The 26640-nt window shown below is 71.9% G+C and carries 25 protein-coding genes and 1 pseudogene; 10 read left to right on the top strand and 16 right to left on the bottom strand.

Features of this window, described 5'->3' with window-relative positions; all coding sequences use genetic code 11:
• Positions 1-11: 11 nt before the first annotated feature.
• Positions 12-152 (top strand): annotated as a pseudogene (locus ACWGN5_RS25150) (tyrosine-type recombinase/integrase); the annotation flags it as partial.
• A 28-nt stretch (positions 153-180) separates the two neighbouring features.
• Entirely contained in the window at positions 181-750 is a 570-nt protein-coding gene (locus tag ACWGN5_RS25145) for a hypothetical protein (protein ID WP_453518987.1), read from the top strand.
• A gap of 229 nt (positions 751-979) precedes the next feature.
• Here ACWGN5_RS25145 and ACWGN5_RS25140 read toward each other — a convergent pair whose 3' ends face one another.
• Positions 980-2233, bottom strand: a complete 1254-nt coding sequence (locus ACWGN5_RS25140; protein WP_453518986.1) for an FG-GAP repeat domain-containing protein — start codon at positions 2231-2233, stop codon at positions 980-982.
• Positions 2234-2417: 184 nt separating this feature from the next.
• Here ACWGN5_RS25140 and ACWGN5_RS25135 point away from each other — a divergent pair, with 184 nt between their 5' ends.
• The 4 genes from ACWGN5_RS25135 to ACWGN5_RS25120 all read left to right on the top strand — a co-directional run bounded on the left by ACWGN5_RS25135 (position 2418) and on the right by ACWGN5_RS25120 (position 6528).
• The gene (locus tag ACWGN5_RS25135; protein ID WP_453518985.1) at positions 2418-4055 is read left to right on the top strand and encodes a penicillin-binding transpeptidase domain-containing protein; all 1638 of its coding nucleotides are present in this window, start codon (positions 2418-2420) and stop codon (positions 4053-4055) included.
• A gap of 200 nt (positions 4056-4255) precedes the next feature.
• Positions 4256-4753, top strand: coding sequence for a YbaK/EbsC family protein (locus ACWGN5_RS25130; protein WP_453518982.1), 498 nt, complete (start codon positions 4256-4258; stop codon positions 4751-4753).
• Positions 4750-5601, top strand: a complete 852-nt coding sequence (locus ACWGN5_RS25125; protein ID WP_453518981.1) for an EamA family transporter — start codon at positions 4750-4752, stop codon at positions 5599-5601. Before ACWGN5_RS25130 ends, ACWGN5_RS25125 begins: the two co-directional genes overlap by 4 nt.
• Before the next feature lie 54 nt (positions 5602-5655).
• Positions 5656-6528 carry a MerR family transcriptional regulator gene (locus ACWGN5_RS25120; RefSeq protein ID WP_453518978.1) on the top strand — a complete coding sequence of 291 codons (873 nt, stop codon included), beginning with the start codon at positions 5656-5658 and terminating at the stop codon, positions 6526-6528.
• A 114-nt stretch (positions 6529-6642) separates the two neighbouring features.
• On the opposite strand, the gene ACWGN5_RS25115 is transcribed toward ACWGN5_RS25120, so the two are convergent.
• Positions 6643-7428, bottom strand: a complete 786-nt coding sequence (locus ACWGN5_RS25115; protein WP_453518976.1) for an SDR family NAD(P)-dependent oxidoreductase — start codon at positions 7426-7428, stop codon at positions 6643-6645.
• A 192-nt stretch (positions 7429-7620) separates the two neighbouring features.
• On the opposite strand from ACWGN5_RS25115, the gene ACWGN5_RS25110 reads away from it, so the two are divergent.
• Complete coding sequence (locus ACWGN5_RS25110; RefSeq protein ID WP_453518974.1) at positions 7621-8379, top strand: 2OG-Fe dioxygenase family protein; 759 nt, start codon at positions 7621-7623, stop codon at positions 8377-8379.
• 77 nt (positions 8380-8456) lie between these two features.
• Positions 8457-9074 carry a LysE family translocator gene (locus ACWGN5_RS25105; protein ID WP_453518973.1) on the top strand — a complete coding sequence of 206 codons (618 nt, stop codon included), beginning with the start codon at positions 8457-8459 and terminating at the stop codon, positions 9072-9074.
• 7 nt (positions 9075-9081) lie between these two features.
• Here ACWGN5_RS25105 and ACWGN5_RS25100 read toward each other — a convergent pair whose 3' ends face one another.
• The 7 genes from ACWGN5_RS25100 to ACWGN5_RS25070 form a co-directional block, all read right to left on the bottom strand.
• Positions 9082-9579, bottom strand: coding sequence for a YbaK/EbsC family protein (locus ACWGN5_RS25100; protein WP_453518971.1), 498 nt, complete (start codon positions 9577-9579; stop codon positions 9082-9084).
• Between the two features lie 16 nt (positions 9580-9595).
• Positions 9596-10663, bottom strand: a complete 1068-nt coding sequence (locus ACWGN5_RS25095; RefSeq protein WP_453518968.1) for an ArsR family transcriptional regulator — start codon at positions 10661-10663, stop codon at positions 9596-9598.
• Between the two features lie 247 nt (positions 10664-10910).
• Positions 10911-12077: a serine hydrolase domain-containing protein gene (locus ACWGN5_RS25090; protein WP_453519037.1), complete on the bottom strand. Its 1167-nt coding sequence runs from the start codon at positions 12075-12077 to the stop codon at positions 10911-10913.
• 92 nt (positions 12078-12169) lie between these two features.
• Positions 12170-12658, bottom strand: a complete 489-nt coding sequence (locus ACWGN5_RS25085; protein ID WP_453518966.1) for an allene oxide cyclase barrel-like domain-containing protein — start codon at positions 12656-12658, stop codon at positions 12170-12172.
• 155 nt (positions 12659-12813) lie between these two features.
• A complete protein-coding gene (locus tag ACWGN5_RS25080; protein ID WP_453518964.1) occupies positions 12814-13554 on the bottom strand; it encodes an energy-coupling factor ABC transporter ATP-binding protein in 741 nt (246 codons plus the stop codon).
• Complete coding sequence (gene cbiQ / locus ACWGN5_RS25075; RefSeq protein WP_453518962.1) at positions 13551-14312, bottom strand: cobalt ECF transporter T component CbiQ; 762 nt, start codon at positions 14310-14312, stop codon at positions 13551-13553. The genes ACWGN5_RS25080 and cbiQ overlap by 4 nt, the downstream gene beginning before the upstream one ends.
• Before the next feature lies 1 nt (position 14313).
• Entirely contained in the window at positions 14314-15342 is a 1029-nt protein-coding gene (locus ACWGN5_RS25070) for an energy-coupling factor ABC transporter permease (RefSeq protein ID WP_453518960.1), read from the bottom strand.
• A 179-nt stretch (positions 15343-15521) separates the two neighbouring features.
• Between ACWGN5_RS25070 and ACWGN5_RS25065 the strand changes: the two genes are divergently transcribed.
• Positions 15522-15881, top strand: a complete 360-nt coding sequence (locus ACWGN5_RS25065; protein ID WP_453518959.1) for an SsgA family sporulation/cell division regulator — start codon at positions 15522-15524, stop codon at positions 15879-15881.
• 28 nt (positions 15882-15909) lie between these two features.
• On the opposite strand, the gene ACWGN5_RS25060 is transcribed toward ACWGN5_RS25065, so the two are convergent.
• Both ACWGN5_RS25060 and ACWGN5_RS25055 read right to left on the bottom strand, forming a co-directional pair.
• Positions 15910-18069, bottom strand: a complete 2160-nt coding sequence (locus ACWGN5_RS25060) for an MMPL family transporter (RefSeq protein WP_453518956.1) — start codon at positions 18067-18069, stop codon at positions 15910-15912.
• A gap of 99 nt (positions 18070-18168) precedes the next feature.
• Entirely contained in the window at positions 18169-18741 is a 573-nt protein-coding gene (locus tag ACWGN5_RS25055) for a TetR/AcrR family transcriptional regulator (protein WP_453518954.1), read from the bottom strand.
• A gap of 172 nt (positions 18742-18913) precedes the next feature.
• Here ACWGN5_RS25055 and ACWGN5_RS25050 point away from each other — a divergent pair, with 172 nt between their 5' ends.
• On the top strand, positions 18914-22216 hold the full coding sequence (locus ACWGN5_RS25050) for a S41 family peptidase (protein WP_453518951.1): 3303 nt from the start codon (positions 18914-18916) through the stop codon (positions 22214-22216).
• Here ACWGN5_RS25050 and ACWGN5_RS25045 read toward each other — a convergent pair.
• From ACWGN5_RS25045 to ACWGN5_RS25025, 5 genes are all read right to left on the bottom strand, one after another.
• Positions 22213-22713: a GNAT family N-acetyltransferase gene (locus ACWGN5_RS25045; protein WP_453518949.1), complete on the bottom strand. Its 501-nt coding sequence runs from the start codon at positions 22711-22713 to the stop codon at positions 22213-22215. The two genes, ACWGN5_RS25050 and ACWGN5_RS25045, sit on opposite strands and share 4 nt — an antisense overlap.
• A 124-nt stretch (positions 22714-22837) precedes the next feature.
• Complete coding sequence (locus ACWGN5_RS25040) at positions 22838-23023, bottom strand: hypothetical protein (protein WP_453518948.1); 186 nt, start codon at positions 23021-23023, stop codon at positions 22838-22840.
• Between the two features lie 108 nt (positions 23024-23131).
• Entirely contained in the window at positions 23132-24022 is an 891-nt protein-coding gene (locus tag ACWGN5_RS25035; RefSeq protein WP_453518946.1) for an SDR family oxidoreductase, read from the bottom strand.
• Positions 24019-24936 (bottom strand): alpha/beta fold hydrolase, encoded by a 918-nt coding sequence (locus ACWGN5_RS25030; RefSeq protein ID WP_453518943.1) that lies wholly within the window; start codon positions 24934-24936, stop codon positions 24019-24021. Before ACWGN5_RS25030 ends, ACWGN5_RS25035 begins: the two co-directional genes overlap by 4 nt.
• Positions 24933-26459: a flavin-containing monooxygenase gene (locus ACWGN5_RS25025; RefSeq protein WP_453518941.1), complete on the bottom strand. Its 1527-nt coding sequence runs from the start codon at positions 26457-26459 to the stop codon at positions 24933-24935. The genes ACWGN5_RS25030 and ACWGN5_RS25025 overlap by 4 nt, the downstream gene beginning before the upstream one ends.
• Positions 26460-26640: the final 181 nt, after the last annotated feature.

The raw sequence follows: 26640 nt of genomic DNA, 5'->3' as shown, positions 1-26640 counted from the left end.
AGATCGTGTTACGAGCTCTGAGTCAGTACCTCGGTCACGCAGATCCGGGGTTCACGCTGCGCACGTACACGCACCTCATGCCGAGCAGCGAGGGGCGGACGCGGAACGCGGTGGAAGCGTTGTATCTCTCAATGGGTCCTCTGCCTGAATGACGCCCACGAGGTCCAGCAGAATGACGCCATGGACCAGGGACTAGCAGCAGCGTTGGCAGGGATCGCCGGAGTGGTGGGGGCTGGCATCGGCGGCCTAGCGACCGCCTATGGAGCGCGTGTTGGCGCACAAAAGACGATCGAGGCAGTCCATACACAAGTCGCACATCAGGCCTCTGCTGAGCACGAGCACTGGACTCGCGAGCAGCGGAGGCAGGCATGCGACGAGACCGTGGCCGCATGGATGACGTTCATTACCCAATCCGTGCCATGCCAAGGGCGCATCTCACGAGACCAGGACCTCTCCGAAGAGCAGTTCAGCGCACTACACGAAGCGTTCATAGCTCTGACGATTGCCACCGCCAAGCTTCAGCTCTGGGGCCCCGACGACCTGGTCTCATCGGCACGCAGCATGGGGTCAGCAGCGAAGCAACTCCACGTTGCAATACTCAGGTGGCCCCGGGCACTTCATGGTGGCGACGCAGCAGAATCCAGCGCCACCAAAGCACAAGTTGAAGCCTGCGGCACGAACGCGAGCGCCGCTTGGCATTCCTTCGCCTCCACCGCACACACAACGCTTAGCGTGCGCTCGCAGCACTGACCACGGCCCACAGACGGCCCCAGTAGCGCCTTCACAGCCTCCGCTGCGAAGAAACCGCTGGTGAGGGCCTATTTCTCTTTGGATGAGGAAGCTTCATCTACTTCTGGCCCATCTACACCGGCACCCCCAATCCGATGGAGGGCTGGCGGGCCCGGATGTGGCTCGACACCTGGGTGTAGCGGGGGAATTGCACGAGGAGGGCGCGACCGCCGGTCGCGCCCTCCTGGCGTCAGGCGATCTTGTCCCAGGTGTAACCCGGGTTGTACACCGAGGACCGCTGGGCGGGAGCGAGGGGTGCGCGCCAGTCGCCGGTTGTTCGGTAGAGGTAGAGGGAGTCGTCGGTGCCGGAGTTCGGGCAGGCGTTGATGCCGCCGAGGAGGTCGGGGCGGCCGTCCTTGGTGACGTCGCCGGCGCCGATGAGCCAGCCGTAGGTGTTCCAGCCGCCGCCGATCTTCGTGCGCGGGGCGAAGGTGCCGTCGCCCTTGCCCAGGTACTGCCAGAGCACGCCGGACTTGTCGCGCGCGACCAGGTCGCCGGGCGCGCCGCCCGCGATGTCGCCGACGGCGGTCAGCTCGTTGTAGACGCCCCAGCCCGTACCGATCTTTCTGCGGGCGGTGAAGGGGGCACTGGCGTTCCCTGTGCCGGGGTAGAGCCAGAGGACGCCGGACCTGTCGGTGGCGATCGCGTCCGCGCGGCCGTCGTTCGTCAGATCGCTGCCCGCCGCGATCTTGTCGTAGATCTGCCAGCCGGTGCCGACCTTGATCCGGGTGGCGAAGCCGCCTCGCCCGTTGCCCTGGTACAGCCAGAGGACGCCGGATCTGTCGCGGGCCAGGAGGTCGCCGACCGCCGCACCGCCGAGGTTGCCGGCCGCTTCGATCTGATCGTAGATCTCCCAGCCTCGGCCGATGAACTGGTGGGACTCCTGGTCCAGAGTGCCGCCGGAGTAAACGGTGGTGTCGGACCGCCACAGCCCGCCGCCGCCGTCGCGCCGGATGATGTCGAGCGAGCCGTTGTCGTTGAAGTCGTGCGGCTGCGTCTTGCGGACGACCGTGAAGGAACCAGAGGCTTGGAAGCCGAGCGGGGTCCCGTCGAGGGTCTCCGCCGTGAGCGTCCAGGTGTAGTCACCGTTCGGGGCGTCACCGATGTTGGTGGCGTGGGTGTCCCAGTAGAGGGAGAAGGTGCCGGGGCTGCCCGCGTCGCCGAGCATGTGCTTCATCGTGATCCCGGTCCGCGTGTGGCGTAGGACGACCGTGGCCCCTCTGGCACCCGTGAGCGTCCAGTTCATCTCGAAGTACGTCTTGGTGCTCAGATCGACGACGGACGGCACGGTGTGCCGGACGAGCGTGACGTCGTCCTCGGCGGCGTCCACGCCGATGGGGGATGCGAACGCCGGGGTGCTCACCGCACCAGCGCCGAACGACACGGCAAGCACAGTGGTGACGGCGGCGGCGAGCCGACGCCGGGTCGAACGAGCCAGAGGCACGGGTGATCCCTCCCGGAGGCAACAGGCGCTCCATGCGCCTCACTTGTGAGACCGGCGGGGGCGTGAAGGGTTGTACGGCGGGGGCCGGTGGGGCGGGAGTGACGGATATGACGAAAGTTGCTCGACACACGGATGCCGGGGCTGCTTGACTCTTCGGTTCCACCTGGGGAGGGGAAACGCAGTCATGCGCAGTGGAGTCAAGGTCACGATCGTCGGGGGCGTGTTCCTCGTCGTGGCGAGCGGAGTCGGGTACGGGGGATACAACCTCTGGACGGGGATCACGGGCGGCGAGACGTCCGTGGACGCCAAGGCCGGTGACGCACCGAAGACGGGGCCCGTCACCGACGACGAGGTCACCTCGACCGCGAAGGACTTCCTGGCCGCCTGGGCCGCCGGGGAGTCGGACCGGGCGGCCCAGCTGACGAACGACCCGGTCTCCGCGGAACCCGCGGTCGCCGGCTTCCGCGAGGGCGCGAAGGTCGCCAAGGCCGTCATCACGCCGGGGGCGGCCGTCGGGGCCAAGGTGCCGTTCACGGTGCGGGCGACCGTCACGTACGACGGCGTGTCCAAGGACCTGTCCTACGCCTCCGAACTGACCGTGGTGCGCGGGCAGACCACCGGCCGCCCGCTCGTGAAGTGGCAGCCGACCGTCCTCCACCCGAAGCTGACCGCCGCCGGCACCCTGCGCACGGGCGTCGCGAAGACCGCCGAGGTGAAGGCCGTCGACCGCGAGGGCGTGGAGCTGACGGCGGCGAAGTACCCCTCGCTCGCGCCGGTCCTGGCCGAACTCCGCAAGCGGTACGGGTCGAAGGTCGACGGCACCGCCGGTGTCGAGACCTGGATCGACTCCGGCAGCGAGGGCGTCGCCGACACGCCGCTCCTCGTCCTGCGGAAGGGGAAGCCGGGCACGTTGAAGACCACCATCGACGCGGACGTCCAGGCGGCGGCCGAGAAGGCCGTCAAGGGGTACGACTCCGCCTCGGTGGCCGCCATCGAGCCGTCCACCGGAGCGATACGGGCCGTCGCCAACAGCCCGGCCAAGGAGTTCAACACCGCGCTCCAGGGCCAGCAGGCCCCCGGCTCCACCATGAAGATCGTCACCGCGGCGATGATGATGGAGCACGGTCTGGCCACGCCCGACACCAAGGTCGAGTGTCCGCCGGACGTCCTGTCGCGGGGCGCCACCTTCCAGAACCTCAAGCGGTTCAGCATCAACGGCGGCACCCTCACCGACGCGTTCCGCCGCTCCTGCAACACCGCCTTCATCAAGTCGATCACCAAGCTCAGCGACAAGGGCGTCGCGGACACCGCCCTCGGCACCACCGCCCGCCACTGGTTCGGCATCGGCGAGGAGTGGAACATCGGCGTCCAGGCCTCGGACGGCAGCGTCCCCGAGTCGGCCGGCAGCGAGACGCCCGCCTCGTACATCGGCCAGGGCAAGATCACGATGAGCGCCCTGAACGTCGCCTCGCTCTCCGCGACCGCGAAGAACGGCGCCTTCCTCCAGCCGTACCTGGTGGCGCGGGACCTCGACGACCGCGCGTTCGCCACGGCGGAGCCGCTCCCCGGCGAGGTCGCCGGTGGGCTGCGCCGGATGATGAAGGCGACGGCGACGAACGGTACGGCGGCGGAGGCCATGGCGGGGGTGCCCTCGCCGAAGGGCGCCAAGACCGGCTCGGCGGAGGTCGACGGCCAGTCCACCTCGAACAGCTGGTTCACCGGCTACTCCGGCGACCTCGCGGCGGCGGCCGTCGTCCAGGCCGGCGGCCACGGCGGCGACGCGGCGGGCCCGGTGGTGGCCAAGGTCCTCAAGGCCGGGTGACCTCCGGGGTCCGGCAGGTGGGGTGACCCTCGCGGGACTGGAGGCGGGGTGGCCCTCGCGGGACTGGAGGCGGGGTGGCCCTCGCGGGACTGGAGGCGGGGTGGCCCTCGCGGGACTGGAGGCGGGGTGGCCTGAAGGCGCGCGACCCCGCCCGGAACCCGGTCGCATGCCCCGTACACCGACCGCTAGCGTGTCGGGGCATGACGACCCACGAGGACACCGCCTCCGCCGCTCATCCCCAGTTCGCCGCCGCCCTGCGGGAGCTGGGGCTCGACGTCGAGATCCGCCGCTTCCCGGACGAGACCCGCACCGCCCAGCAGGCCGCCGACGCCATCGGCTGCGCGGTCGGCGAGATCGTGAAGTCGCTGATCTTCGCGGCCGACGGGGTGCCGGTCCTGGTCCTGATGGACGGCGCGTCGCGGGTGGACGTCGAGCGGGTGCGGCAGGAGCTGGGCGCGGAGAAGGTGACCCGCGCGGACGCGAAGGCGGTGCGGGAGACGACGGGGTACGCGATCGGGGGCGTGCCGCCGTTCGGCCACCGCACCCGGACGCGGGTCCTCGCCGACCGGGGCATCCTCGACCACACGGTGGTGTGGGCGGCGGCGGGCACCCCGCACACGGTCTTCGCGATGGACCCGAAGACGCTGGTCACGCACGCCGGCGGCACGCTCGTGGACGTCCGCGAGCCCGTGAAGTGACCCCGCTCGTCACGCTCGCGGTCCTCGTCGCGGCCGTCACGCACGCCGGCTGGAACGCGATCGCGCACCACATCAAGGACCAGCTGCTCTCCTTCACGCTGATCTCCGGCGGCGGGGCGCTGATCGGTCTGGCCGCGGCCTGCTTCGTACCGCTGCCGGCGGCGGGCGCGTGGCCGTACCTGATCCTGTCGGCGGCCCTGCACGTCGGCTACTACGCCCTGCTGATGCGGTCGTTCTCGCTCGGCGACTTCGGCCAGATGTACCCGATCGCGCGCGGTACGGCCCCCCTGGTCGTGACCGTCGTCGCGGCGGTCTTCCTCCACGAGGTGCCGGACAGTAGGCAGCTGCTCGGGGTGGCCGTGGCCTGCGCGGGCCTGACGGGCCTGGCGCTGTGGGGCATCCGGGGCAAGGACGCCCGCCCGCACTGGCCGGCGCTCCTCGCGGCGGGCGCGACGGGCCTGTCGATCGCCCTGTACACGGTGGTCGACGGCGTCGGCGTCCGCGCCTCCGGCACCCCGCTGGGCTACATCGCGTGGCTGATGATCCTGGAGGGCCTCGTGATCCCGGCGTACGCCCTGTGGACCCGCCGCGCGGCCCTCCTCCCCCAGCTCCGCCCGTACGCGGCCCGTGGCCTCCTCGGCGCGGCCCTCTCGGTCTCGGCGTACGCGCTCGTCCTGTGGGCGCAGACCAAGGCGCCCCTGGCCCCGATCGCGGCGCTGCGCGAGTCCTCCATCATCGTGGGCGCGGCCATCGGCGCCCTCTTCTTCAAGGAGGGCTTCGGCGCCCCGAGGATCGCGGCGGCGGGCCTGATGGTGGTGGGCATCGGGCTGATGCTGCACGCGGGGTGACGGGTGCGTCGGCGGGCTTGCGTCTCCCGTAGGGGGAGGCTCCAGGGTGGGGGCATGGACGAGGACATCGCGTTGGGGATCGGGGAGCTGGCCCGGCGGGGCGGGGTCTCCGTGAAGACCGTTCGGTTCTATTCCGATCAGGGGATCCTCGTGCCCGCCGGGCGCAGTGCCGCCGGATACCGGCTGTACGGCGTCGAGGCCGTCGCGCGGCTCGAACTGGTGCGGACCCTGCGGGACCTGGGGATCGACCTGCCGACGGTGCGCCGGGTACTGGACCGGGAGGTCTCGCTGCCGCAGGTCGCCGCGGTGCACGCCGAGGCGCTCGACGTGCAGATCCGGGCCCTGCGGTTGCGGCGGGCCGTGCTGACGGCGGTGGCCTCGCGTGGATCTACTCCCGAGGAGACGGAACTCATGCACAGACTCGCCCGACTTTCCGAGGACGAACGTCGGCTTCTCGTCCAGGACTTCCTCGATTCCGTGTTCGCGGGAGTCGGGGCCGAGGGGCCCTTCGCCGGGGTGCGGCGGTCGATGACCCCCGAGCTGCCCGACGACCCCTCGCCCGCCCGGATCCGCGCCTGGGTCGAGATCGCCGAGCTCAGTCAGGACCCGGAGTTCCGGGCGTCCCTGCGGAGGGCCGTGGAGGGGGAGGCGGGGAGGTACGAGGGGGTTCCCCGGCCCGGCGTCGCCGCCGTGGTGCGCGAGCTCGTCGGGCCCGCCCTCCGCGACGGGGTGGATCCCCGCTCGCCCGCGGCCGAGCCCTTCGTACGGGGCGTGCTCGGCCACTGCACGGAGGAACAGCTCCAGGGGCTCGTCGACCCGCTGCGCGACCGGTACTTCGAGCTGCTCGCCGTCGTCAACGGCTGGTCCCCGCCGGAGAGTTGCACACCCGCCGTCACGTGGACCCTCCGCGCGATCGCCGCGTCCTAGCCGCCCGGCGCGCGCCCGGGCCCCGCGCGCGATCGCCGCGGCCCAGCCGCCCGGCGCGCCCGGGCCCCGCGCGCTCGCCGCCATCCGGGTCAGGCAAGATCCGAAAGAGACGGCCTAACCCTCCCCCAGTACCTCCGCGAAGTGTGTGTTCACGGCGAGCAGGCCGCCGTCCACGCGGAGGGTCGTGCCCGTGATCCAGGACGCGTCGGTGGAGGCCAGGAAGGCCACCGCCGCCGCCACGTCCTCCGGGGTGCCGACGCGGCCCAGGGGGTAGACGCGGCCGGCGAGGGCCGCGAGATCGGTCTCGCGGCCCTTCCAGGCCGTCGTCGCGATCGTGCCCGGGTTGATCTGGTTGACCCGGACCCCGCGCGCGGCGGCGTCGCCCGCCAGCGTGCGGGTCAGGGACGCCAGGCCCGCCTTGGCCGCGCTGTAGGCGTGGTTGCCGAAGTCCGCCTCCGCGTTGACGGAGCCGATCGTGACGATCGCCCCGCGCCCGCCGGCCGCCGCGAGGTGCGGCAGCGCCGCCCGTGCGCAGCGGACGGCGCCCATCAGCGTGACGTCGAACTGGCCGGTCCAGCCCGCGTCGGGTTCGTCCTCGAAGCGGTCCCGGTCGGGGGCGACGGGGGCGAGGGCGTTGTTGACGAGGACGTCCAGACGGCCGAAGGTCTTCACGGCGTACGCGACGGCCGCGTCCACCGACTCCTGGTCGGCGACGTCGCAGCGCGCCGCCAGCGCCCCGGGGAGTTCCTCCGCCGTCTTCTCCGCCGCCGGCTCGTCGATGTCCGTCACGAGGACCCGGGCGCCCTCCGCCGTGAGCCGCCGGGCGGTGGCCGCGCCGATGCCGCGCGCCGCGCCGGTGACCAGTACCGCGTACCCCTCGAAGCGTTGCGTGAGATCCATGGCCAGATCCCAGCACCCCGTGAAACCTTTTCGCAACACGGTGTTCATGGAATTCACGGACGAATGGCCAGAGATGGCCCGAGAACGCGAACTCGCGGCCATTCGGCCAGGACCGAAACTCTTTGACACCCGTCCCCGGCGAATAGCACGATCCACCCCGCCGACCATTACTTTTCGACCCAGGGGGAAACAATGACTTCGCTGCAGCACGGGGACGATACGTACGAGTCCGGCGTCGAGGAGATCTGCTCGTCCCTTTCCTCCCGGAGTTTCGATCTGATCTCCGGCGACAAGGTGAAGTCGCTCCTCCTCCGCCGCTCCGAGACGGCCCTCGACGACCTGGAGTCCTTCCGCGACAGCTGGTCCCGCATGCCCCTCGACGGGTACATGGCGGACGGCGGCCGCTACCGCCGGCGTCGGCACGCCACGCTGAGCGCGCCCCCGGCGAGCGCCGAGTACGCGGTCGAGGCCCACCAGCCGCACTACCAGGGCCTCGACTACAACAACCTCAACGGCGGTGTCGCCCGGCACTACGAGCCGTTCGAGGAGCAGAGCCTGCGCGGCCGCACCATGGACAGCCTGGTCACGCTGGGGTGCGACATCTTCGGCCGCCTCGCCCCGTACTCGGGCTGGCACATCGAGGCCCACCAGTTCCGCATCGAGGTGAACGGCGAGGAGGTCGGCCTGCCGACCCCCGAGGGCGTCCACCGCGACGGCGTCACCTTCGTCCTGATGGCGATGATCGGCCGCTCGAACGCCACCGGCGGCGAGAGCACCGTCTTCAACCTGGACAAGCAGCCGGTGGAGAAGTTCTCCCTCACCGACGTCCTGGACGTGGCGCTCGTCAACGACGAGCGGGTCTACCACGGCGTCACGCCCATCGAGCAGATCGATCCCGCCCTCCCGGCCTCGCGCGACGTGCTCGTGATCACCTACCGTCACAAGCCGTAAGTGTCCGGTGCGGCGCGGGGGGCGGCCACTCCGGCGCCCCCCGCGCCCGCATTCCACCCGAGTGAGAAGACGGGAAAATGGGTCAGCTCATCGCCGTAGCGGTCATCACCATTCTGGCAGTCATCAGTCCCGGCGCGGACTTCGCGATGACCGTGCGGAACAGCTATTTGTACGGGCGGACCGCCGGAGTTCTCGCCGCCGTCGGCATTTCCCTGGGCGTTCTCGTCCATGTCACCTACACCATGCTGGGTGTCGGACTTCTGGTGTCCCGGACCCCGATGCTTTTCACGGCGATGAAACTGATCGGCGCCGCGTACCTGGTGTACATCGGATACAAGACCTTCGTCACCAAGGCGCAGGTGGACATCGACCTGTCGAGCGACTCCGGCCTCTCGAAGGCGGGGGCGCTGCGGACCGGATTCCTGACGAACGCGCTCAACCCGAAGACGATGCTCTTCGTGCTGAGCACCTACACCCAGGTCGTCAGCGCCGACACCCCCGTCTTCCAGCAGATCGGCTACGGCCTGTTCATGTCACTCGCGCACCTGGTCTGGTTCGCGCTGGCCGCGGTGCTCTTCTCCAACCAGTCCCTGCGGACGCGGCTGCTGCAGCGGCAGCGCGTGCTCAACAAGGTCATCGGGACCGTCCTCGTCGGGCTCGGGATGGTGCTCGCCCTCACGCCGTCCATGGCGTGAGGGACGGTCAGGAGGAGACCCGTTCCACCCGCGGCTCCGCGATCGTGCGGTAGTCCTCCGTGGCCAGGGCCAGCGAGCGGTCGAGGCGGGCCGCGTTGAAGAAGAACTCCTCGTGGACCAACAGGTCCGGGTCCACGATCAGTTCGAGGCGCTCGTCGAAGGCGAACGGCAGGATCGTGCCGCTCGGGGAGCCCGCGAGCTCCTCGGCGATCTCCGGAGAGGCGAAGGAGACGTACGTGCCGCCGTACAGCGCCTTCACCGCGTTGAGGTCGATGCGCCGGTCGCCCGGGACGACGACGAGCGCGAAGCGCTTCTCCTTCTTGCCGATCTTCACCATGGCGATGATGCACTTGGCCGCCCGGTCGAGCGAGTGGCCGCGCAGTGCGCTGACCGCCTCGGTGGCGCCCTCGGGGGCGTGCTCGATCACCCGGTAGGCCGCGCCGCGCTCGTCGAGCAGGGCGAGCAGCTTCTCGTACGTGTCGACACCCGTGACATCCGTGGTCATTCGGTTCCTCCTGCTTTCAACTGGTTTGGTTCTCCGGCGCGTTGACCCTACGCCTGTTGTCCATGTGCCGGAGCAGCGCGACACCCGGGCCGTCCAGCTCGTACAGCACCCGTACGCCCTCCCTGCGCCGTCGCACCACGCCCGCGGCGACCAGGGCGGTGAGGTGCTCGGAGACGGTGCTCGGGGCCAGGCCCAGGGTCGCGGCGAGGTCCGAGGTGGTGGTGGGCGCGACGAGGCCGCGGACGACGCCGGCCCGGCTGCGGCCGAGCAGTATCTCCAGCCGGTCCCCGCGCGTGGGCTCCTCGGCGAGGCCCCGGCGGCCCGGCGGGGGCGTCTCCCCGAGCAGGACGGCCGCCCCCTCCGCCTGGTAGGCGACGGCCGTCGTGCCGTCCGAGGCGGACGCGGAGTACGGGGCCCCCTTGCCGAACACCAGGGGGACGAGGATCAGCCGGGAGACGCACGGCACCGCGGTCCTGTCCCGCACCACGGGGCCGACGTGCAGCCTCAGCACGTCGTCCCGCCGGGTGAGCCGTCGTCCGCGCAGGGAGCCGAGCAGCCGCTCCGGGCCCTGGGTGGCGAGGATCCGGGCCCGCAGCAGGATGTCCTCCTCGGTGGCGACCCGCAGGGGCGCCGCGTACGGGGCCATGGCCGCCCGCCAGTACCGGGGGACGAACTCGCCGAGCTCGGCGAGGCGGGCTCGCGGATCCGCGTACAGGGGCGCCACCTCGGGGGGTACGCCCTGCGGGAACCACTGCTCCAGCTCCGCCCTGACCCGGGCCGGGGGCAGGGCGGCGAGGGCCGCGAGATCCGCCGTCAGGTCGCCCCTGGAGGGGTCGGGGACGGCGAGGAGGAAGGAGGGGAGGGCGCCGCCGCGGGCGCGGTACAGCGGGACGAGCCAGCCCGGGATGGCCACCCCGGCCCTTGTCAGCGAACGGCGGGCCGCCCGGTCCCAGTTGGTGTACGGCCAGGGCGCGAGCCCGCGCCGCGAGGAGAGCAGCCCGATGCTGCCGTACGTCTCCCAGAGCCGGCTGTCGGCGATCCGGACCGTTCCGTACCCGGACCGCCGCAGCGGAATCTCGATCACCACGCACCCCCGCGCCCGCTCCATGGTCGGTGGAGCGGGCACACGGTATCGGCCAGGTGGCCGGGGAATGGTTCGTCGGCGCTCACAATGTCAAGTCGCCGGACAGGGAACGTATTTCAGCCGAAAAGGACCCTGCTTTTCAGCCCGAGAGGCCGCGCGGCCTCAGCCCGGGGCCGCGCGGCCTCAGCCCGGGGCCGCTCTGCCTCAGCCCGGGGCGCTCGCACTCAGCCCGGTGAGCCGCTCGTCCTCAGCCCGTCACCGAGCGCACCGCGCGCACCAGGGCCTGGGCGCGCGGGTCGGCCGTGACCGTCTTCCGCATGCCGTTGGTGACGTACCCGAAGGCGATCCCGGCGTCCGCGTCGGCGAAGCCGAGGGAGCCGCCGCGGCCGGGGTGGCCGAAGGAGGAGGGGCCGAGGAGCGGCGAGGCCGGGCCGTGCAGCATGTGGCCGAGGCCGAAGCGCGTGCCGACGAGCAGCACCTGGTCCGGGCCCGCGGACTCCTCGGTGCGGGCGAGGGTCAGGGTGGCGGGGGCGAAGAGGCGCTCGGCGCCACCGACGGGGCCGAGGGTGGCGGCGTAGAAGCCGGCGAGGGCGCGGGCGGTGGCGACGCCCGCCGAGCCGGGCAGTTCGGCGGCCCGGTAGACGGGGTCGTTCTCGTCGGGCTTGGGCTCGATGACCCCGAAGGCGCGCCGGGTGAGGGAGGCGGGGTCCTGGTAGGCCTCGGTGACGGAGCGCTTGGGGCGGAGCTTGAGGGCGCCGCTGCCCGGCGGGTCGATCTCCTCGACGGGGCCGAGCCGGCCGACCCGGTGGGTCTCGGCCTCGGGCAGGCCGATCCACAGGTCGAGGCCGAGGGGGCCGGTGATCTCCTCGGCGACCCAGCGGCCTATCGTGCGGCCGGTGGCCCGGTGGACCAGGCCGGAGAGCAGCCAGCTGAAGGTGTGGGCGTGGTAGCCGTGGGCGGTGCCGGGCTCCCAGACGGGGGCCTGGGCGGCGATCGCGCGCGTGGCGGTGTCCAGGTCGACCGCCTCGGCGAGGGTGAGCGGGGTGTCGAGGACCGGGACGCCCGCCCGGTGCGCGAGCAGCTGCCGTACGGTCACCCGGTCCTTGCCGTGGGCCTTGAACTCGGGCCAGTACGAGGCCACGGGGGCGTCCAGGTCGAGCAGCCCGCGCTGGTGCAGGAGCAGGGGGACGGCGGCGGAGACGCCCTTGGTGGCGGAGCGGACGACCTGGGCGGTGTCCGCCGTCCACGGCTCCGTACCGTCGACGTCCTTCGTGCCCGCCCACAGGTCGACGACCTTCTCGCCGTCCCGGTGGACGGCGAGCGCCGCGCCGCGCTCGCCGCGCTCCTCGAAGTTGCGCAGGAACGCGTCCCTGACCGGCTCCCAGCCCGCCGCCACCGTGCCCTGGACGTCCACCTGACCCACACTTCCTCTCGTACGACCGTCTCCCATGGTGCAACGCGAGGGGAGAAGGCCGGATTCCGGGGTCAGGTGGAGGTCCGGGGCGGTCAGACGAGGTTGATCGTGAAGGTCCTCACGCGCGGTCCGGCCGGCTCGGAGTGGACCGAGCCACGAGCCTTGTCGTACCTCCCGGTGCCACCGGTGATCGCGTTGTCGAAGGGCCCCTGGTCGAGGTAGTTGAAGTACATCCCCTGCACGGTGAGCTGGCCGTCCGGGAGGACGTAGGTCGCGACGCACTGCTCCGCTTCGTCGTCGCCGCCCCGGGTGGTGGTGCAGGCGACGTGGCTCTCGCCGATCTTGGCGTGCGTCGGGTCGTCGAAGAGGGAGAGGTCCGAGCGGGCGATGGCCCGATCACCCTGCGCGGGGTCGCCGGTGGCGGGAATGCGGGTCAGCTCCTTCACCTCGGCCCGGAGTGTGATGGTCCGGGCTTTGCTCCCGGCCTGGGCGGAATCGGTGTCCGTCGCGGCGTCGGCCGCGACAGAAGTGCAGGTGAGGAGGGTGACCAGCGTGGCCGCGCCGAGACAGGCGGCTCTCATGGGGCGCATCATGCGTCTCCTGGGGTGATGTGGGGGAATGACCGGATGGCGAACTCTCATCCGATTCCGTTCGATTCCCTTCATAACCCCGGCACCACCGCCGCACGGAGCGTCCAGGCGCGACCCACCGGCAGGTCCAGCCGGTCGGACCAAAGTCAGGCGACGGAGCTCGGTACGAAGCCGAACGGGAGCTCCAGGCGGTGCCGGGCCATCGTCTCCTCGTCCGAGAGGATCGCGGCGGTCGGGCCGTCCTCCGCGATCACGCCCTCGCTGAGGATCACCGAGCGCGGGCAGAGCTCCAGGGCGTACGGCAGGTCGTGGGTGACCATCAGGACGGTGACGTCCAGCGCCTTGAGGATGTCGGCGAGCTCGCGGCGCGAGGCGGGGTCCAGGTTGGAGGAGGGCTCGTCGAGGACGAGGATCTCCGGCTCCATGGCGAGGACGGTCGCGACGGCGACCCGGCGGCGCTGCCCGAAGGACAGGTGGTGCGGGGGCCGGTCGGCGAACTCCGCCATGCCGACCTTCTCCAAAGCTCGGAGCACGACGGCTTCGAGCTCGGCGCCCCGCACCCCGGCCGCCGCCGGGCCGAAGGCCACGTCCTCGCGGACGGTCGGCATGAACAGCTGGTCGTCGGGGTCCTGGAAGACGATGCCGACCTTGCGGCGGATCTCCGCCATGTGCTTCTTGCCGACGGGCAGCCCGGCGACGGTGACGCTGCCCGCGCCGCCGGTGAGGATGCCGTTGAGGTGGAGGACGAGGGTCGTCTTGCCGGCGCCGTTCGGGCCGAGCAGGGCGACCCGCTCGCCGCGCCCGACGGTCAGGTCGACGCCGAAGAGGGCCTGGTGGCCGTCGGGGTAGGCGTACGCGAGGCCGCGCACTTCCAGCGAGGCGGTCATAGGGTCCATCCCAGGAGGCAGATCAGGAGTGCGGTGAGCGGCAGCGCGGCGGCGTACGTCCACTGGGCGCGGGTGGCGGTCACCTCGTCGATGACCGGCATGGTGCCGCTGTAGCCGCGGCTGACCATGGCGAGGTGGACGCGTTCGCCGCGCTCGTACGAGCGGATGAAGAGCGCGCCCGCGGACTTGGCGAGGACGCCCCAGTGGCGGACGCCCTTCGCCTCGAAGCCGCGGGAGCGGCGGGCGACGGACATGCGGCGCATCTCGTCGGTGATGACGTCGCCGTACCGGATCATGAACGAGGCGATCTGGACGAGCAGCGGCGGCAGCTTGAGCCGCTGGAGGCCGAGGACCAGGGCCCGCAGTTCGGTGGTGGAGGCGAGGAGCACGGAGGCGGCGACGCCGAGGGTGCCCTTGGCGAGGACGTTCCAGGCGCCCCACAGGCCGGGGACGCTCAGGGACACCCCGAGGACCTCCGTCTGCTCGCCCGGCACGACGAAGGGCATGAGCAGCGCGAAGGCGACGAACGGGATCTCGATGAGCAGCCGCTTGAGCAGGAAGCCGGCCGGGATCCGGGCCTTCGCGGCGACGGCCGCGAGGAGTGCGGCGTAGAGGGCGAAGGCCCAGACGGCCTCGCGGGGCGTCGAGACGACGACCACGACGAAGCCGAGGACGGCGGCGAGCTTGGTGTGCGGGGGCAGCTCGTGGACCGGCGAGTGCCCGTGCCGGTAGAGCTTGTGGGCGTGCCCCGCTCCCATGTCACGCCTCCACGGCGGCGGCGGCCTTGCGGCGGCGGACGACCCAGAAGGCGCCGGTGCCGACGGCCAGGGTCGCGCCGACGCCGATGACGCCGGCGAGGCCGCCGGAGAGGCGGGGGGCCTCGATGCCCTTGACGCCGTAGTCGGCGAGCGGGGAGTCGGCGGCGGCGTGCTCCTCGACGTTCTTGTCGATGCCCTTGTCGGCGGCGACCTTCTCCAGGCCGTCGGGGCTGGCGGAGGCGTAGAAGGAGACGAAGCCGGCGAGGACGAGGGCGGTGACCACGCCGCCGATCCACAGCTTCTTCGGGGAGCCCTGCGCGAGGGGCGTCGCGGCGGGAGCCGCGTCGACCAGCTCGCCGTCGACGCGGAGCTTGAGCGGCGCGGTCAGGCCGCGGGCGCCGTACACCAGGTCGGGGCGGACGGCGACGACGGCGCCGACGGTCAGCATGGTGATGACGGCCTCGCCGACGCCGATGAGGACGTGCACGCCGACCATGGCCGTGAGGACCTTGGAGACGGGGACGTCGGTGGTGCCGCCGATGGCGTAGATGAGGGTGAAGGCGGCGGCCGCGGCCGGTACGGAGACGAGCGCGGCGGCGAAGGAGGCCACCGTCACCGAGCGGCGGGTGCGGGGCAGGACGAGGACCAGGCCGCGGAAGAGCGCGTACGCGACGACGACGGTGACGACGCCCATGACGGTGATGTTCACGCCGAGGGCGGTGAGGCCGCCGTCGGCGAAGAGGATGCCCTGCATGAGCAGGACGACGGCGATGCACAGGACGCCGGTCCAGGGCCCGACGAGGATCGCGGCGAGCGCTCCGCCGAGGAGGTGTCCGCTGGTCCCGGCGGCGACCGGGAAGTTCAGCATCTGGACGGCGAAGATGAACGCCGCGACGAGCCCCGCGAGCGGCGCGGTCCGCTCGTCGAGTTCGCGGCGCGCTCCGCGCAGGCTGACCGCGACAGCGCCGGCGGCGACGACACCGGCGGCGGCCGATACGGGGGCGTTGATGAATCCGTCAGGTACATGCACGTCCGGAATGATAAGGCGCTCCTGCAAACAACTTGCAAGAGCGCATCTGTCACAGGACGACGGCGCTCGGATGCACGTGACCCCGCGCACACCTTCCGCCGTACGGGTATGAGCCGTGCCCGCGAAGGGAAGGCGTGGGACATTGGTAGACAAGAGGACAAAAGGTGAGGAGTCACCCAATGGCCGCCGTAGACGACCGCGCAGTCGACGACCATGCCAAGGGACGGATCATCAGCGACGCCCCGCTCTCCCGCCCCGTCCCGGTGGCCCTCCGCTACGACCCCGGCTTCTCCCCCGCGACGGTCCGCTTCGTCTTCCCCGGCGCCGTCGAGTGGTCCTTCCCGCGCGCCCTCCTGGAGACGGGGATGCGTACCCCGACCCGCCGCGGCGACATCGGCGTCTGGCCCTGCGGCCGCGTCCAGACGGTCGTCGAGCTCCACCGGGACGACGGGGTGACGGTCGTGCAGTTCGACACCACGGCGCTGCTCCGCTTCCTGAAGCACACGTACGCCGCCAGCACGTCGATGACGACGCACTGACGGCGTACGGAACTCAGCGGCGGGAAGCTCAGACCTTCACGAGGTCCGGCTTCGCGTCCGCCTGATCGGCCGTGGGCTTCGCGAGGCCCTCGCCCTCGACGTCCACGTTCGGCAGGATCCGGTCCAGCCACTTCGGCAGCCACCAGGCCTTGTGGCCGAGCAGGGCGAGGACGGCCGGGACGATCGCCATGCGGACCACGAAGGCGTCGAAGAGGACCGCCGCCGCGAGGCCGAAGCCGATCATCTTCACCATCTGGTCGTCCATGCCGATGAAGCCGGAGAAGACCGCGATCATGATCACCGCCGCGGCGGTGACCACCCGGGCGCTGTGCCGGAAGCCGGTCACGATCGCCTCGCCGGGACGCTCGCCGTGCACGTACGCCTCGCGCATCCGGGTGACGAGGAAGACCTCGTAGTCCATCGCCAGGCCGAAGACGACACCCACCATGAAGATCGGCATCATCGACATGATCGGGCCGGTCTGCTCGACCCCGAAGAGGCTGCCGAGCCAGCCCCACTGGAAGACCGCGACGACCGCGCCGAGGGCCGCGACCACCGAGAGCAGGAAGCCGAGGGCCGCCTTCAGCGGGACGAGGACCGAGCGGAAGACCAGGGTCAGGAGGACGAAGGCGAGGCCGACGACCAGTGCCAGGTACGGCACGAGCGCGTCGTTCATCTTCTGCGAGAAGTCGATGTTCATCGCGGTGGCGCCGGTGACCAGGACGTTGTCGCCCGTGGCGTCGCGGATGTCGTGGACCAGGCCCTCGGTGGCGGTCGAGGACGGCCGGTCCTTCGGGACCACGGTGATCATCGCGGCGTCGCCGGCCTTGTTCGGGGTCGGCGGGGTGACCGCCGCCCAGCCGTCGAGGCCCTTGATCGCGGAGACCGTCTTGTCGGCGGTCGCCTTGTCGCCGTCCACGACGACGAGCAGCGGGCCGTTGAAGCCGGGGCCGAAGCCGTCGGACAGCGCGTCGTACGCCCGGCGCTCGGAGGTGGAGGTCGGCTTCACGCCGTCGTCCGGGAGGCCCATCTCCAGGGAGGCGGCGGGCACGGCGATCGCGCCGAGGCCGAGGACGCCGACGATCAGCACCATCAGCGGGCGGCGGATGACGAAGCGGGCCCAGCGGGTGCCGCCGTTGGGCTTGTCGCTCGGCTTGGCGGTGCCCTTGCGCTGCTTGCGGCCGACGACCTTGTTCCCGGCGAAGCCGAGCAGGGCCGGGATGAGGGTGAGCGCGATCAGTACGGCGATCACGACCGTGCCGGCGGCGGCGAAGCCCATCTTCGTCAGCATCGGGATGTTGACGACGGCCAGGCCGACCAGGGCGATGACGACGGTGAGTCCGGCGAAGACGACGGCGGAGCCGGCCGTGCCGACCGCGCGCCCGGCGGCGTCCTCCCTCTCACGGCCCTCGGCGAGCTCCGCGCGGTAGCGGGAGACGATGAAGAGGGCGTAGTCGATGCCGACGGCGAGGCCGATCATCGACGCGAGCGTGGAGGTGGTGGTGCCGAGGTCCAGGACGTTCGCGAGCGCGGTGATCGACGAGACGCCGATGCCGACGCCGATGACCGCGGTGAGCAGCGGCAGCCCGGCCGCGACGAGCGAGCCGAAGGTGAGGACGAGCACGATGCCGGCGAGGACGATGCCGATGGCCTCGCTCGCGCCCTGCTCGGGCATGGTCTGGAGCGCGTCGCCGCCGATCTCGACGGTCAGCCCCTTGCCCTGCGCGTCGTGGCCGGTGTCCTTGAGGGCCTCGCGGGTCTCGTCGGTCAGCTCCATGGCGTTGACCTTGTAGGAGACCGAGACGTAGGCGGTGGAGCCGTCCTGCGAGACGGCGTGCGCGGTGTACGGGTCGGTGACCTGGACGATCTGGTCCGAGCCGGACTTCAGCGCGGCGACGGTGTCCTCGACGACGGCCTTGTGCGCCGGGTCGGTCATCTTCTGGCCCTGGGGGGCCTTGAAGACGACGCGGGCGGTGGCCCCGTCGGCTCCGGCGCCCGGGAAGCGCTCTTCGAGCAGGTCGAAGGCGCGCTGGGCCTCGGTGCCGGGGATCGAGAAGGAGCTGGAGGTGGCGGTGGGCGCGGTGGCGGCACCGATGCCGGCGATCGCGAGGAGCGCCACCCAGAGGAGGGCGACGAGCCGTCGGCGCCGGAAGGCGGTGCGGCCCAACTTGTAGAGGAACGTGGCCACGGGGGCGTACTCCCAGTGTGGGGCGGGACAGGGCATGGGGAGCCGGCCCGACGGCGTGAGCGGTTCGTCGTCAGGTGGAGAGGTGGAGCTTCGGGTGGATCAGGCGCCGAGTGAGGGGAGCACCACGGCGTCGAAATACGCGCTGAGGAAGGCGCGGTCGACCGGCTGATCGTCGATCAGCGGGCGGGCGATGAACGCACCGATCAGCATGTGCGGGACGAACTTCAGCGCCGGGTTGTCGGCGGGGATCTCGCCCCTGCGGACCGCTCGGCGCAGCACCTCGTCGAGGCCGTTCATCTCGGGTTCGACGAGCAGCTCGCGCAGCGCTTGGTGCAGTGCGGGGTTGGTGTGGGCGGCATGGGCGAGACCCCGCATCAGCGCGGTGTCCTTGTCCATCTGGCAGTCGTCGGTGTGGGCGACCATCTCCTCGATGTCGCCCCGCAGCGAGCCGGTGTCGATCTCGGTGATGTCGACCGGCTTGTTGTGACGCAGTGCCCGTGCGACCAGCTCGGGCTTGCTCCCCCACTGGCGGTAGAGGGTGGCCTTGCTGGAGTGGGTGCGGGCGGCGACGGCGTCCATGGTGAGGGCGTCGTAGCCGACCTCGCGGAGGAGGTCGAGCACGGCCGCGTACAGCTCGGACTCCCGCTCGGGAGTGAGTCTGCTGCGAGCCATGGCCGGTCTCCGATCCGAACGAAACGGTTTCGTACACCACGACGATACCCACCCCCTCAGCGAAACGAAACCGTTTCGTACGTGTCCTGGACCACATCGTGCACGCATTCACAAGGACGCCCGCATACACGTACGAGTTGCCTCACCCCCTCCGCGCGGAAAGCATGAACGGGTGAGTGACGACGTCGCGTATCTCCGTTTTCCGCATCTCCACGACGACCTGCTGTGCTTCGCCGCCGAGGACGATCTGTGGCTCGCCCCGCTCGTCCCCGAGGGCCACCGCCCCGGCCGGGCCTGGCGCCTCACCGTCGACCGGACGCGGGTCGGACACCCGCGCTTCTCGCCGGACGGGCGGCACATCGCGTACACGAACTGGCGCAGCCTCGACCCCGAGATCCATCTCGTCCCCATCGACGGCGGCGCCGCCCGGCGGCTCACCTACTGGGGCTCCACCGACACCCGGGTCTGCGGCTGGACGCCCCCCGACAAGGACGGCCGCTCCGACATCCTCGCCGTCTCCTCGCACGGGCAGCCCTTCTCGTACTACTCCTGGGCGTACACCGTCCCCACCGACGGCTCCCCCGGCCTCCGCATGCCCTGGGGGCCCGTCTCCGACATAAGCGTCACCGACGACCCCGCGATCACCGGACACGACGGCGAGCGCCGCACCCTGCTGCTCACCGGGAAGCCGCCGCACGAGCCGGCCGCCTGGAAGCGGTACCTCGGCGGCGCCACCGGCCGCCTCTGGCTCCACGGCGAACGGCTCCTGCCCGACCTCGGCGGCCACATCGACGCCCCCATGCCCGTCGGCGGCCGGATCGCCTTCCTCTCCGACCACGAGGGCGTCGGCAACCTCTACTCCTGCCTGCCCGACGGCACCGACCTGCGCCGCCACACCGACCACGACGACTTCTACGCCCGGCACGCCTCCAGCGACGGCCACCGGGTCGTCTACCAGTGCGCGGGCGAGCTGTGGACCGTCGACGCCCTCACCGCCGACTCCCGCCCCCGCAAGCTGGAGGTGCGGCTCGGCGGGCAGCGCGTCGGCCGGCGCCACTACCAGGTGCCCGCCGCCCACCACGTCGACGCGGTCTCCGTCGACGAGACCGGCCGGGCCTCCGCCGTCTCCGTACGCGGCAGCCTGTACTGGCTGACGCACCGCGACGGCCCCGCCCGCACCATCATCGACACCCCCGGCGTCCGCGTCCGGCTGCCCGAGATGCTCGGCAGCGGCGGCCAGGTCGCGTACGTCACCGACGCCGAGGGCGAGGACGCCGTCGAGGTCGCCTACCTGCCGCGCGCCAGCGGCGACCGGCCGCCCCGCAGGCTCGCCTCGGGCGACCTCGGCCGGGTCGAGGAGCTCGTCTCCGACCCGGACGGCGAGCGGCTCGCCATCGCCTCCCACGACGGCCGGCTCCTCCTCCTCGACGCCACGGAGGACTCCAACGGCGAGGTGACGGAGCTGATCCGGTCCGTCAACGGACCCGTCCGCGACCTCGCCTTCTCCCCCGACGGCGACTGGCTCACCTGGTCCCACCCCGGCATCGGCCGCTCCCTGCGCTCCATCAAGATGGCCCGGATCTCAGGCCCCGGCGCCCGCACCGTCGTCGACGTCACCAACGGCCGCTTCGAGGACGAGAACCCCGTCTTCACCCGCGACGGCCGCTACCTCGCCTTCCTCTCCTGGCGCGGCTTCGACCCGGTGTACGACGTGCACACCGGCGACCTGTCCTTCCCGCTCGGCTGCCGCCCCTACCTCGTCCCGCTCTCCTCCGCCACGCCCTCCCCCTTCGCGCTGCTCCCCGACGGACGCCCGGCCGCCGGCGGCCTCGACCCCGCCGACGACGACACCGAGAACGCCGACGGCACCGTCACCGTCGAGATCGAGGGGCTCCCCGACCGGGTCACCCCCTTCCCGGTCGCCGCCTCCAAGTACTCGGCCCTGCACCCGGTCAGCGGCGGCGGCCTCGTCTGGCTGCGCTGGCCCATCTCGGGCGCCCTCGGCGAGACCTTCGCCAACCCCGCCGACACCTCCGGCAAGCCCACCCTGGAGCACTTCTCCATCACCAAGGCCCGCAAGAGCGAACTCGCCAAGGACCTCGACTGGTTCTCCGTCAGCGGCGACGGCACCCGGCTCGTCGTCGCCGACGAGGGCGAGCTGCGGGCCGTGCCCGCCACCGAGTCCGGGGACGGCGACTCCACCGTCTATCTGGACCTGCGGCGCATCCTGCACGAGATCGACCCCGGCGCCGAATGGCGGCAGGCCTTCGACGAGGCCGGCCGGATCGTCCGCGCCTACTTCTGGGAACCGGAGCTCGGCGGGGTCGACTGGACGGCCGTCCTCGACCAGTACCGGCCCCTCGTCGAACGGGTCGCGTCCCCCGACGAGTTCGCCGACCTGCTCCGCGAGGTCATGGGCGAGCTCGGCACCTCCCACGCGTACGTCACACCCGCCCGCCGCAACGAGGGACCGCCGCACTACCAGCGGCCGATGGGACTGCTCGGCGCCAACCTCGTGCCCCGGGAAGCCGGCTGGACGGTCAAACGCATCCTCCCCGGCGAGTCCTCCGACTCCAAGGCCCGCTCCCCGCTCGCCGGCACCGGCATCCGCGAGGGCGCCGTCCTCACCCACGTCGACGGCCGGCCCGTCGACCCGGTCACCGGCCCGTACCCGCTGCTCTCCGGCACCGGCGGCACCACCGTCGAGCTCACCTTCACCCCCGCCGAGGGCGAGGGCCGCGCCCGCCGCGTCGCCGTCGTCCCGCTCGTCGACGAGCGGCCCCTGCGCTACCAGGACTGGGTCGCCAAACGCCGTGCGGTGGTACGGGAGGTCAGCGGCGGCCGCTGCGGCTACCTCCACATCCCTGACATGGGCGGCTCCGGCTGGGCCCAGTTCAACCGCGACCTGCGCATGGAGGTCTCCCGGCCCGCCCTCATCGTCGACGTGCGCGGCAACGCCGGCGGCAACATCAGCGAACTCGTCATCGAGAAGCTCACCCGCAAGATCCTCGGCTGGGACCTCACGAGGAACGCCCAGCCCGTCTCGTACGCCTCCAACGCCCCGCGCGGCCCCGTCGTCGCCCTCGCCGACGAGGCCACCTCCTCCGACGGCGACATGATCACCGCCGCGTTCAAGCTCCTCGGCCTCGGCCCGGTCGTCGGACAGCGCACCTGGGGCGGGGTCGTCGGCATGACCGGACGTCACCGGCTCGGCGACGGCACCCAGATCACCGTCCCGATGAACGCGGCCTGGTTCCCCGAGTACGGCTGGTCCCTGGAGAACCACGGCGTCGAGCCCGACATCGCGGTCCTGCGCACCCCCCTCGACTGGGCCGAGGGCCGGCACGCCCAGCTCGACGACGCGGTCCACGTGGCCCTCGAACTCCTCGCCGAGACCCCGGCGGCGAGCCCCCCGGCCTACGAACTCCTCCCGGACCGCTCCCGCCCGAAACTGCCCCCGAGGCCCGGCTCCTAGCCGGCGAGGGCGAGGTCCAGCTCGTACGCGATGCACAGCTCCCCGTCGTCGAGCGTCACCCCGCCCACGGCCCCGAACCCGGCCCGGGCGAGCACGGCGCTCGACGCGTCGTTGCCCAGCGTCACGAGGGCGGTCAGCCGGCTGAGCCCGTACTCCCCGACGGCCAGCCGGCACACCTCCCGCACCCCGCGGGTGGCGAGGCCCCGCCCGGTCGCCTTCTCGGCGAGCCGGTAGCCGAGCTCGGCGCTGCCCGCGGCGGCGTCCACGTCGACGAGGTTGACCCGCCCGACGATCTCCCCGCCCTCGGTGACGAGCACATGGAAGTGGACCTCGCCCGCCTCCTGTGCCTCGATCAGCTCCCGGTGCCGGGCGTCGAACTCGGCGAAGTACGCGTCCCCCCGGTCGGGCACGCGGGCGGCGAAGTAGTCCCGGTTCTCCCGCTCGAAGGCGAGCAGCGCGGGTGCGTGGTCGAGACGGAGTCGCTCAAGTACGGCCATGGTGATCACCGTACGGAGATCCGGCCGCGGGCGCGCGGGAGTTACGGAACGGCATCCGGATCCGGGCACGCGCGAAGGCGCACCCGGGTGTTCCGGGTGCGCCTTCGGCAAGGACGGGCCGACGTCAGGCGTCGTAGTCCATGTCGAAGCGGTCCTGCTCCTCCTGCTGGGCGCGGCGGGTCTCGTCGTCGGCGCGCTCGCGGCCCTTGGAGGCGCGCTGGGAGGCCTCGTCCTTCGCCTTGCCGGCGGCCTGCCTGGCCTTCTCCGCGGCCTGCTTGGCCTTGTCCTTCATCTGCTCCTGCATACCCATGGAAGTTCACTCCTAGAAGGGTGTGGGGGCCCGGGGCGATGTGCCCCTCGGGCCTCGACCAGACTCGCACGAGCGAACATTCCACGCATTTCGATCAGTTACGGACCGCTACCGTACGGAGTCGCCCTCCGCCCGCGCCTGCTCGTCCGCCGCGCCGCCCGCGCCCACCAGGCCCTTGGAGACCGAGCCCAGGCGCGGCTCGAAGCGCCGCATCTCGCGCTGCCCGACCGTGGCGATCAGGCTCGGCAGGTAGCCGCGGACCGACTGCATGCCGCGCAGCCACCACTGCGCGTACACATGGGCCGAGCGCCGCTCGATGCCCGCGACGATCCGGTCGACGGCCGGGCCGAGGGGGTACGTGCGGTTCGAGGGCCACGGCAGCCGCTGCCGCAGCTCCTTCATCACGTCGTCCTGGTCCGCGCCCCGCACCATGTCCGTGTCGGTCCAGGACAGATAGCCGACGCCGACCTTCACGCCCTTGTACGCGACCTCGGCGCGCAGGCTGTGCGCGAAGGCCTCGACGCCCGACTTGGAGGCGCAGTACGCCGTCATCATCGGGGCCGGGGTGATGGCCGCGAGCGAGGCGATCTGGAGGAAGTACCCCCGGGACTCCATGAGGACCGGCAGGAACGCCCGGCCGGTCACGGCCCCGCCGATCAGGTTGACCTCGATGACCCGCCGCCAGGCGGCCGGGTCGGAGTCGACGAACGGGCCGCCCGCCGCGACACCGGCGTTGGCGACGACGATGTCGACCTTCCCGAACCGTTCCTTCACCTCGGCCGCGACCTTGGCCATCGCCTCGTGGTCGGTGACGTCGGCGTGCCACCAGTCGGCCTCGGTGTGCAGCCGCCCGGCGACCTCCTTCAGCTGCTCCGGCTCCAGGCCGACCAGCGCGATCTTCGCGCCGCGCGCGGAGAGCTTGCGGGCGAGGAGCTCCCCGACACCGCGGGCCCCGCCGGTGACGACCGCGACCTGTCCTTCCAGGCTCACCCTGCTCATGCCCCTGCCTCCTCGTTCTCCTTGACGCCCAGGTACGTGAGGGTCAGTTCGCGGATCTGCGCGGTGACGGCCTCGGGGGCCTCCACCGGTGTCATGTGGCCCATGCCCGCCAGCGTGACGAGGCCCGTGCAGTGCGGCAGCGCCTCCGCCATCACATGGGAGTGCACGGCCGGGGTGAGCCGGTCGGCGGTGCCGACGAGCACGGCCACCGGCAGCCGCAGCTCCCGCAGGCCCGCTTCCAGATCGAGGCCCGCCAGGACCTGCGACCAGCCGTGGCGGGCGCCGCGCGGGCAGGCGTGCACGATCCGCGCGCAGGCCTCCACCTTGTCCGGCGACGAACCCGGTCCCATCGTCGCGTACTTCAGGATCTTCTTCGAGACGGCGTTGACCGGGCCGAGCGGTGCCTTCGCGCCGAGGACGGCCGCGGTCAGCCGGCTGCGCAGCCCGCCGGGCCGGAGCGGTACGACGGTGGCCTCGGCGGTGAGGCGCGAGGGCCCGGTGGAGCAGAGCAGGACGGCGGCGGCGTGCTGCCGGAAGCCGGGCCGCGCGGCGGCGGCCATCATCGTCATGCCGCCCATGGAGTGACCGGCGAGGACGGCCCGCTCGCCGGGGCCGAGGGTGGCGGCGAGCACGGCCTCCAGGTCGTCGGCGAGCGCCGTCGTGGAGTAGCCGGCGCCGCCGCTCGCGGCGGGCGCGGGGGACCGGCCGTGGCCGCGCTGGTCGTAGGCGATGACCCGGTGGTCGGCGGCGAGGGACCGTATCTGCTCGGTCCAGAAGGCGATCGAGCAGGTCCAGCCGTGGGAGAGGACGACGGCGGGCGCGTCCTCGGGGCCGTACACCTCGACGTGGATCGGGGTGCCGTCGGCGGAGACGGCGGTGAGCGCCCGGGGGGCGGGAAGGCTGTGGAGGGTCACTTGGCGGTCTCCTTCTTCCGGGCGGAGCGGTTCTTGGGCGCGGGCGCCGGCCGGGGGGCGCGGATCACCTCGTACTCGGAGAGGTCGACCTGCCGGGTCTCGCGCCGGAACTCGGCCGTGGTGCCCGGCCACAGGGTGGTGTTGCGGCCGCTGGCGTCGAGGTACCAGCTGTTGCAGCCGCCCGCCTTCCACACGGTCCGCTCCATCCGGGCCTGGACCTTGCGGTTCCAGGCGCCGACGGCGGAGGGGCGGACGGCGAGGGCGGTGCGGCCGCCGAGCACGTCGAGCTGGCGCAGGTAGTCGGCCAGGTAGTTCAGCTGGGACTCGATCATGAGGATCATGGAGGAGTTCCCGAGGCCGGTGTTCGGCCCGATGATCATCATGAGGTTGGGGAAGCCGCCGGCGGTGGCCCCGCGCAGCACCTGGACGCCGTCCTTCCAGGACTCGGCGAGGGTGTGCCCCTCGGCGCCGACGACGCGCTCGGCGATCGGGATGTCGGTGACGTGGAAGCCGGTGCCGAAGACGATCGCGTCGACCTCGGTCTCGGTGCCGTCGGCGGCGACCACGGTCGAGCCGCGGACCTCGCGGAGCCCGGCGGCGACGACGTCCACATTCGGCTGGGCGAGCGCCGGGTAGTACGTGTTGGAGAGCAGGATCCGCTTGCAGCCGATGCGGTACGAGGGCGTCAGCCTGGCCCGCAGCTCCGGGTCCTTGATGGAGCGGGCGATGTTGGCCTTGGCGAGCTTCTCGACGAGGCCGAGTTCGTTCGGGTGCTTGGTGAAGGCGCCGACCTGGAGCTCGCGGATGCCCCAGAGGATGCCCCGGCGCAGGGTCGCGGTGGCCGGGAGCGTGCGGTGGAGCCACCGCTCGGCGCCGCTGATCGCGCGGTCCATGCGGGGCATGACCCACGGGGGCGTGCGCTGGAAGAGGGTGAGCCTGCCGACCTCGCGCTGGATCTCGGGCACGATCTGGATGGCGGAGGCGCCGGTGCCGACCATGGCGACGCGCTTGCCGCGCAGGTCGTAGTCGTGGTCCCACTGCGCCGAGTGGAAGACCTTGCCGGGGAAGTCGGCGAGGCCCGGGATGTCCGGGATCTTCGGGTCGGAGAGCGGCCCGGCGGCCGAGACGAGGACCTCGGCGCTGAAGGTGCCGCCACTGGTCTCGATCTCCCAGCGCAGCGTCTCCGCGTCCCAGCGCGCCGTGAGCATCTCGTGGTTCAGGCGCAGGTGCGGCCGGATCCCGAAGGTGTCGGTGACGTGCTCCAGGTAGGCGCGGATGTGGCGCTGTCCGGAGAAGGTCCTGGGCCAGTCCGGGTTGGGCGCGAAGGAGAAGGAGTAGAGGTGGGAGGGGACGTCGCAGGCGCAGCCGGGGTAGCTGTTGTCACGCCAGGCGCCGCCCACGGAGTCGGCCCGCTCCAGGACGACGAAGTCGGTGATCCCTTCGCGGCGGAGCCGGACGGCGGCTCCGATGCCGCCGAATCCCGACCCGATCACCGCCACCCTTACGTGCTCGTGCTTCGCCATGCCGCCTCCCGTGCGCCCGGCCAAGATTCCGCCAGCAATCACTGGCACAGTCGGGACTGTAGAGCAGCTGCATACCGAGCGGTAGGGGTACGGCGAGGGAAAGTTACCGGCGGTACAACATAGGCTGGCGGGTGTGGCAGAAGGATCACGTCCCGAGACGGGCGCACAGGACGGCCCGCGC

This window comes from Streptomyces sp. NPDC055815, from assembly GCF_053616475.1.
Note: the sequence above shows the minus strand (reverse complement) of the source record. Positions and strands in the feature narration are given on the sequence as shown.

What these genes read in the sequence shown, in the direction of transcription:
- ACWGN5_RS25145 (WP_453518987.1), top strand. Translation starts at nt 181, where the DNA reads ATGGACCAGGGACTAGCAGCAGCGTTGGCAGGGATCGCCGGAGTGGTG.
- ACWGN5_RS25135 (WP_453518985.1), top strand. Translation starts at nt 2,418, where the DNA reads ATGCGCAGTGGAGTCAAGGTCACGATCGTCGGGGGCGTGTTCCTCGTC.
- ACWGN5_RS25130 (WP_453518982.1), top strand. Translation starts at nt 4,256, where the DNA reads ATGACGACCCACGAGGACACCGCCTCCGCCGCTCATCCCCAGTTCGCC.
- ACWGN5_RS25120 (WP_453518978.1), top strand. Translation starts at nt 5,656, where the DNA reads ATGGACGAGGACATCGCGTTGGGGATCGGGGAGCTGGCCCGGCGGGGC.
- ACWGN5_RS25115 (WP_453518976.1), bottom strand. Translation starts at nt 7,428, where the DNA reads ATGGATCTCACGCAACGCTTCGAGGGGTACGCGGTACTGGTCACCGGC.
- ACWGN5_RS25110 (WP_453518974.1), top strand. Translation starts at nt 7,621, where the DNA reads ATGACTTCGCTGCAGCACGGGGACGATACGTACGAGTCCGGCGTCGAG.
- ACWGN5_RS25105 (WP_453518973.1), top strand. Translation starts at nt 8,457, where the DNA reads ATGGGTCAGCTCATCGCCGTAGCGGTCATCACCATTCTGGCAGTCATC.
- ACWGN5_RS25100 (WP_453518971.1), bottom strand. Translation starts at nt 9,579, where the DNA reads ATGACCACGGATGTCACGGGTGTCGACACGTACGAGAAGCTGCTCGCC.
- ACWGN5_RS25085 (WP_453518966.1), bottom strand. Translation starts at nt 12,658, where the DNA reads ATGAGAGCCGCCTGTCTCGGCGCGGCCACGCTGGTCACCCTCCTCACC.
- ACWGN5_RS25080 (WP_453518964.1), bottom strand. Translation starts at nt 13,554, where the DNA reads ATGACCGCCTCGCTGGAAGTGCGCGGCCTCGCGTACGCCTACCCCGAC.
- cbiQ (WP_453518962.1), bottom strand. Translation starts at nt 14,312, where the DNA reads ATGGGAGCGGGGCACGCCCACAAGCTCTACCGGCACGGGCACTCGCCG.
- ACWGN5_RS25065 (WP_453518959.1), top strand. Translation starts at nt 15,522, where the DNA reads ATGGCCGCCGTAGACGACCGCGCAGTCGACGACCATGCCAAGGGACGG.
- ACWGN5_RS25055 (WP_453518954.1), bottom strand. Translation starts at nt 18,741, where the DNA reads ATGGCTCGCAGCAGACTCACTCCCGAGCGGGAGTCCGAGCTGTACGCG.
- ACWGN5_RS25045 (WP_453518949.1), bottom strand. Translation starts at nt 22,713, where the DNA reads ATGGCCGTACTTGAGCGACTCCGTCTCGACCACGCACCCGCGCTGCTC.
- ACWGN5_RS25040 (WP_453518948.1), bottom strand. Translation starts at nt 23,023, where the DNA reads ATGGGTATGCAGGAGCAGATGAAGGACAAGGCCAAGCAGGCCGCGGAG.
- ACWGN5_RS25035 (WP_453518946.1), bottom strand. Translation starts at nt 24,022, where the DNA reads ATGAGCAGGGTGAGCCTGGAAGGACAGGTCGCGGTCGTCACCGGCGGG.
- ACWGN5_RS25025 (WP_453518941.1), bottom strand. Translation starts at nt 26,459, where the DNA reads ATGGCGAAGCACGAGCACGTAAGGGTGGCGGTGATCGGGTCGGGATTC.